This window comes from Arthrobacter cavernae, from assembly GCF_017368795.1.
Classification (GTDB): domain Bacteria; phylum Actinomycetota; class Actinomycetes; order Actinomycetales; family Micrococcaceae; genus Arthrobacter; species Arthrobacter cavernae.
This window is the reverse complement of sequence record NZ_JAFNLL010000084.1, coordinates 1-5,578: the sequence shown is the minus strand read 5'-3', so window position 1 is coordinate 5,578 and position 5,578 is coordinate 1. Positions and strand designations below refer to the sequence as shown.

The following is a 5,578-nucleotide window of genomic DNA, read 5'->3' as shown; positions in this document are numbered from 1 at the left end:
ACCGCCGGCCGAGGAACCGCCGGCCGAGGAGCCCCCGGCCGTGAACCCGCCCGTGGTCAACCCCCCGGTCGTCAACCCGCCCGTGGTCAACCCCCCGGTCGTCAACCCGCCCGTGGTCAACCCGCCCGTGGTCAACCCCCCGGCTGTCAACCCGCGTGCCCTTCGGCTGGCGGCTGCACCTGCAGTCGGCGCTCCTGCTGTCCTGGCCCGCACTGGCCCGGACAGCCAATGGGCCCTGCCTGCAGCGGCCCTGTTGCTTGGGGGCCTGGGCTTCCTGGCCGCCGCCCGCAGGAAGCCGGCAGCCGCCGGCTAGGCGGCGGTCACTGGTTCCTCCGCAGGGTCTAGCGGCCCTGCGGAGGAACCAGCCGCACGGCACCGGCCCTTGGCCCGCCACTGCCGAACCTGCGGCTGCGGAGCCGTGTCAGGCTGCCCCGCCACCACAGCTGCAGTCCCTGATGAACTCGGTCGCGGCAGGCTGCGGCCTGCACCTCTACCTCCCGAACTAACAAACTACCGCTAGGACGCTAGGACAGTGGTGGCCGGGACCGAATTGCTCCCGGCCACCCACCATTTCCGGGCAGGGCCGGGCGGTCTGCCGCCCCGGGCAGCCCCCGCTTGTAGTCACCGGCGGCGGACCGCCATGCCCGCAACGGACCGCCGCGGACCACCTGGCCGCGGACCCGCCCCCATCCGTCCGCACCTTGGGCAACATTGGTGTGGGAAACAGGCAATGCCCGGCTCCGCAGGGCTCCGCCGGTCCCGGCCCTGGTTTCGTCTGCGACGTTTTTTGCCGGCGGCCTCCCTCGCTTCGCTCCCCCGGCCGCCGGCAACGCTGACGCGGGCGGAGCCACGATCCAGCCAGCACACGGTATCCGCCGCCAGGGGGAAAGGACATGAAGCCCGCACCCAAGCACAGGAGACCCGCCGTGGCCCATGACTTCACCATGAACCAGGACGACACCGTCGCCCCGGACGCCAGCCTGGCCGAAGACATCCTCGAGCTGCGCCTGCTCACCGCAGGGCCAAGGACCGGGCCGGCAGACCTGTCCCGGGAAGACCACCCGCTCAACGAGCACTGACAGAGCCGCAGCGACGACGCCGCACCACAGATTCCTTATGCAGAGGGGAACCAGGAGAGACCGGCACACGCCGGTCTCTCCTGGTTAACAAGAGGTCATGCCCACTGTGGGCAGGTGGAGCCCCCCGGCTGGCTCGAAGCTGTCCACACCGGGCATAACCCCGAACGCCGCCGGCAAGGCCGGCCTTGCTGCAGCCGAGCGTGCAGGTTCAGGACCGGCCCCCGGACTTCCTGCCGCGCTGCCTGCCGGCCCGCCACCCCGGCACGGCGGCGTCCAGCGCATCCATTTTCGCGGCACCGAGTTCGCCGCGTCGCAGCTTGAACCGCTGGGTATGCAGCCAGACCCCCAGCCAATGCTCTTCGCCGGCGACCGTGGCCTTGTGCCGCGGCCAGTCCCGTCCGGCGGCCCGGTAGGCGGCCAGGGCCGCCAGGCGGTCCTGCCACCTGGCCTCGTCAGCCGCGGCCCTGGGTCTGCCCCGCCAGCCGGGCAGGACGTCAAGGCCGTCACGGAACGCCGGAGCCAGGGTCCCTGCATCGGCTTCGCGGCGCCGGCGGCGCAGCCAGGCCGCCAGCGTCCGCTCCGACACATCATCAGCCGTCAAAGACGGGAACCGCCCCGTCTCCTGCACCATCGCAAGCAGCTGCTTCATGCGTCCCAGCCCCCGGGCCGTCACCTGCCTGTCTTTCCCGCCAACGGCAGCCTCGTGCGCCGTCCGCAGCCCGGGATCCGCGGCACATGCGACGCCAAGGTGATAGCCCACCGTCAAAGCAGGGGCGCCGGTCAGCTCCGCGATCCGCCCACGGGACAGGCCGCCCCGGTACATCAGCACCCACTCCGCATTCGGAGCCGTGTCCCTCCGCTTGGTCACCACCCGGTCAATACTGCCACCCCGGTGGCGGCGGCCAACTCATTGCCCAGCTGCTGACCGCATCCGCACAAACAGGCTGTTGCGTGAAAGGGCATGCTCGCGGGCCCGCACCCAGGAAGGCGTCCGCTGCGCGGCCGGCTGCCGGGAGACCGGCTCCGTCGGCTGCCTCCCGGGTGTCGCCGCCATGATGTTTGCGCCGGCAACGCCGGCCGGCGGCCCGCCTCACTACAGAATCGGGCTCCTGAAAGGGTCAGCCGCCTTCTTCGGCGAGTTCGCCCTCCCAGGCTTCCCTGCCCTCGTAAATGGCGAATGCGGCGATGATGAACCCGGCCACCGGGTCGAGCCAGGCGGCTCCGGTGAGCGTGTACAGCCCCACGCCCAGGAGGGTGGAACTGCTGAGCAGGAGGCAGATCTTGGTTTCTGCCGCGTCTGCCAGGATCAGGTTGTCATTGAGCCTGGTCCCGACCCTCTTTTTCATGGCGGCCAGGACGGGCATGGCAACCAGGGCAAGCACCAGGATGCCGATGCTGACCGGTGAGCTCTCCGGGGCTTCGCCGTCGATCAGGCGTCGGATGCCTTCAACCGTGACGTAGGCGGCAAGGATGAAGAAGGTCACCGCAACCAGCCTGAGGGTGAGGCGTTCCTTGTGTTCATCGGCGTGCCCGTGGCGGAGCCGGGCGGCGAGCCGGGCTCCCACCAGGACGGCCGCGATGGATTCAATGCCGGAGTCAATGCCGAAGCCGATGACCGAGACCAGTCCGGCCAGGACGCCTGCGGTAACGGCGACGACACCTTCAATGACGTTATAGGCGACGGTGAATTGCGCCAGCCGCAGTCCCCTGCGGGTGAGCCGTTCCGTCTCTTCGGGCGTGAGCGTGCGTGCGGCTACCACTGGGTGCCTTCTTCCGGCGTGCCGTGGCTGGCGCACGGCGCTTACCTTGTGGCCCGCTGCGGCCGGCGGTCTTTCTCCGCGGCCGCCGGGGTGCCGGTGAGTTCCGGCCGGCCGGGGGCAGAGAACCTCTGTCGTGCCCCGGGTGCGGCCTTCAACCGGCCGGCAACCGTGCAGGCGGGACCGTGGACGGGCCAAGGACGGACGCCCATCAAGATACCGCACCCGGAGCCCGCCGGTGGCCGGGCGTTGGATGATCGCGGGCCGGGTCGGACTGGCCAGCGAAGGAACAGAGCGGCGGCGGGGTTGAACGCCGCGCGTGCCGGTGCCGGCATTGCAGAAACCACGGCGGTGATGATGCGCTGAATGCCCACCGAATGCAGCACCCGGCCTTGATGAACAAGCGGCCTTGATGAACGGGCGACCGGCAATGGTCCGCGCAGGCATGCCTGCGGGTCGTGGATAATGCCGTGAGGGGTTCAGTGCAGGTCATACTCGCGGTAGGCATGCCCGTCGAAGGCGTGGATGACGATATGGGCCGAGTGCGTTCCGGCTTCCTCGTGTGCGGCCGCCACTGCCTCCTGCACGGTGCGGAAGTGCTCATGCTTGGCTGTCCGGACCCTGTGCAGATCCCATCTCTTGTCCTCCTCGCCTATGACCGGCTTCACGTGGAAGACATGCGGCTTCACGGCTTTTTGCTCACCCGGTGCCGTGGACATGACATTCTCCTAGCGGTTGGTTCATCCCTTTGATCAGCTCCGCCACATGGCCACCGCCGGCCATTGAGCTACCCAATACACAGTCCACTCCCAGGCCTGCCCGGAAACAAGAGCAAACGCAATCCGCCCTGCTTTTTTAGGCCAGGGCAGCGGCGCGGCGGATGGTCCTGAAGGGCCCTGGGGTTACGTCCCGTGGGGCCATGCATGGACTTCCGGCACGGTCTGCCGGGGTGCTTTAAAGTGGGGGAACCCCTTGTTGGGCAGGTGATTGTTCGGATCGCTTTCCGGGGGTTCCTTTCATGTCGTCGTCCCCTGTGACCGTCCTTGCCGGCCGGCTGCAACACGCGGGTGAGGAAATCAGGGCCGCGGCCGCCGGCCCGGCGTTGCCGGAAGTGCCCGGCAGTGTCCCGGATCCGCGTAAGCGCCGGGGCCGGGGCACACCCGGGCGGAGACACGCCGGTCCGGTGCAGCCTATACCCACATCGATACGATGTGGGCAGAGAGAGGCAACATTCACCGGACACGACAACCACCCAATGCCCTACCAGCTAAGGACCGGAACATGACCGCCACATTCGAGCTCTACCGGGACAAGACCGGCGAGTACCGCTTCCGCCTCAAGGCCGGAAACGGTCAAATCATCGCGACCGGCCAAGGCTATGCGTCCAGGAGCGGAGCACTGCAGGGCATTGAATCCGTGAAAAAGAACGCGGCATCCGCAGACGTTGTCGAAATAACGGTGGCAACGGTTGCGTCCCGCCCCGGGGCGGGGTCCTCCCCGGATCCGGGGGAGGACGATGCCCCGCAATGAGCATCCCCGGCGAGCAACTCCTCGTCGGGACCGTGCCGGCACCGGCCGGCGGGTTCACCTGCTCATACCGCTTCCTCCGGCACCGAACCGGGATGGCCGAAGAATAAACGGACGGGCCTGCTGCAGGGACCGCAAAGCCGGCCGGCGGCCCCTCAGGGAGGGTCCCGGTCGCCGGGGAAGACTATTTCTTGGCTACGGCAGCCTTCAGCCTGGAGCCGGCGGTCAGCTTGGCGCTGTGGCCGGCCGCAATGTGAAGGGTCTCGCCGGTCTGCGGGTTGCGGCCGGTGCGGGCTGCACGGTCGGTACGCTCGACGGCGAGCCAGCCCGGGATGACGATCTTCTCGCCCCGGGCGAGAGAGGTCTCGAAAACCTCGAATAGGGCGTTGAGGACGGAGTTGACGGCAACATGGCTGGTCTCAGCCTTTGCTGCAACTTCTGCAACCAACTCACTACGGTTCTTATGCATAGCATGTCCTCCCGGACTTCAGGTCGGTAGACAAAGCACACGGCCGGATACAAGCCGACATTGCAGAATGTACCAGCACGGCCCGGGGCAATCCATAGACCGCACGGAACCGGACTCAAGCCATGCGTGGTGTAATCCGCCTAAATTGCCACCGGTAAATGAATGCGTGAATTCTTTCATGCACGCAGGAAACGTGACGACGGTCAAACTGATCGTCATCATCAGGGTGCGCCGGAATTCTTGGAGGAACCTGATTGGATGTCCGCCTAACGTCAGGAATGGTCCCGGGCTCTTGGGAAAACCTCCCGGCCATGCCACGGCCTGGGAATTATTTCGATTAACTCAAGGGTTTTCAAGGTTTGGGGGAGGTAACTAAATAGGGGTGACCGGGTTGGGGTGGTTGCGCGTTGGGACTCTGCCGGGGCGTTGAAGTGCCTGCGACGTCGGGTGATGCGGTGACGGGGGTCTTCGGGGAAACCCCTGGCGGGGTCGGGCGGGGAGATTCAGTGCCGCGGATGAGTCGTCGTCGATTTCCAAGGGGACCCCCGGTACGTTGCGGTTTACGGTTCAGGCAACCTTCTGCGGGCAGGGCGCGGCAGGGGCCCGCCGGGGAGCTGGAAGGCCGGGCGGTCCCGTGGCGGCCGTCCGCTGCAGTCCATCCGGGGAACGGCTGCCCGTGGACGGCCGGGCGTGCTGCCGGTCAGGGGCGTGGGGCCCGGCCGGTGATCCGCGGGCGGGGACGTCCG

Annotated in this window: 7 protein-coding genes; 3 read left to right on the top strand and 4 right to left on the bottom strand. The window is 67.8% G+C overall.

Annotation, left to right across the window (positions count from 1 at the left end; all coding sequences use genetic code 11):
- On the top strand, positions 1-313 hold a 313-nt coding region (locus J1902_RS18765), incomplete at its 5' end, for an LPXTG cell wall anchor domain-containing protein (protein ID WP_207617889.1).
- 580 nt (positions 314-893) lie between these two features.
- Positions 894-1,079 (top strand): hypothetical protein, encoded by a 186-nt coding sequence (locus J1902_RS18760; protein WP_207617891.1) that lies wholly within the window; start codon positions 894-896, stop codon positions 1,077-1,079.
- A 208-nt stretch (positions 1,080-1,287) separates the two neighbouring features.
- Here J1902_RS18760 and J1902_RS18755 read toward each other — a convergent pair whose 3' ends face one another.
- The 3 genes from J1902_RS18755 to J1902_RS18745 all read right to left on the bottom strand — a co-directional run bounded on the left by J1902_RS18755 (position 1,288) and on the right by J1902_RS18745 (position 3,555).
- Complete coding sequence (locus J1902_RS18755) at positions 1,288-1,947, bottom strand: Helicase associated domain protein (RefSeq protein ID WP_307794498.1); 660 nt, start codon at positions 1,945-1,947, stop codon at positions 1,288-1,290.
- Positions 1,948-2,197: 250 nt separating this feature from the next.
- Complete coding sequence (locus tag J1902_RS19595; protein ID WP_307794497.1) at positions 2,198-2,839, bottom strand: cation diffusion facilitator family transporter; 642 nt, start codon at positions 2,837-2,839, stop codon at positions 2,198-2,200.
- A gap of 476 nt (positions 2,840-3,315) precedes the next feature.
- On the bottom strand, positions 3,316-3,555 hold the full coding sequence (locus J1902_RS18745; RefSeq protein ID WP_207617887.1) for a DUF2188 domain-containing protein: 240 nt from the start codon (positions 3,553-3,555) through the stop codon (positions 3,316-3,318).
- A gap of 562 nt (positions 3,556-4,117) precedes the next feature.
- Here J1902_RS18745 and J1902_RS18740 point away from each other — a divergent pair.
- Positions 4,118-4,366, top strand: a complete 249-nt coding sequence (locus tag J1902_RS18740) for a YegP family protein (protein WP_207617886.1) — start codon at positions 4,118-4,120, stop codon at positions 4,364-4,366.
- A 181-nt stretch (positions 4,367-4,547) separates the two neighbouring features.
- Here the strand turns inward: J1902_RS18740 and J1902_RS18735 are convergent, their stop codons facing one another.
- Entirely contained in the window at positions 4,548-4,832 is a 285-nt protein-coding gene (locus J1902_RS18735; protein ID WP_207617885.1) for an HU family DNA-binding protein, read from the bottom strand.
- Positions 4,833-5,578: the final 746 nt, after the last annotated feature.

Coding starts and splice junctions, on each gene's coding strand:
- J1902_RS18760 (WP_207617891.1), top strand. CDS start 894: ATGAAGCCCGCACCCAAGCACAGGAGACCCGCCGTGGCCCATGACTTC.
- J1902_RS18745 (WP_207617887.1), bottom strand. CDS start 3,555: ATGTCCACGGCACCGGGTGAGCAAAAAGCCGTGAAGCCGCATGTCTTC.
- J1902_RS18740 (WP_207617886.1), top strand. CDS start 4,118: ATGACCGCCACATTCGAGCTCTACCGGGACAAGACCGGCGAGTACCGC.
- J1902_RS18735 (WP_207617885.1), bottom strand. CDS start 4,832: ATGCATAAGAACCGTAGTGAGTTGGTTGCAGAAGTTGCAGCAAAGGCT.